Source organism: Paenisporosarcina quisquiliarum (assembly GCF_027563315.1).
Classification (GTDB): Bacteria; Bacillota; Bacilli; order Bacillales_A; family Planococcaceae; genus Paenisporosarcina; species Paenisporosarcina quisquiliarum.
Map to the genome: position 1 here is coordinate 1 of NZ_JAMKBJ010000039.1, position 221 is coordinate 221.

A 221-nucleotide genomic window follows, 5' to 3' on the forward strand; every position below is an offset into this window, starting at 1 on the left:
AGCGAGAATGTTTTCAGCAACAAGACTTTGAATGTTTTGATCATGCCTATGAAATATTGGATGTATTTATCGATTTTTACAATGAACGACGATATCATGGAAGTTTAAATTATCTTTCACCTTGCCAGTTTTTAAGACGTTTTCAAGAAAATAATGGCCATTCACAAAAGATTAGTCTTTAATTTTTAAAGATGGTGTCTAAATAGAGGGGGCCAAACCGT

Annotated in this window: 1 protein-coding gene; it reads left to right on the plus strand. The window is 32.6% G+C overall.

What is annotated here, in order from left to right; all coding sequences use genetic code 11:
- On the plus strand, positions 1-182 hold a 182-nt coding region (locus tag M9R32_RS16125), incomplete at its 5' end, for an integrase core domain-containing protein (RefSeq protein ID WP_418936256.1).
- Positions 183-221: the final 39 nt, after the last annotated feature.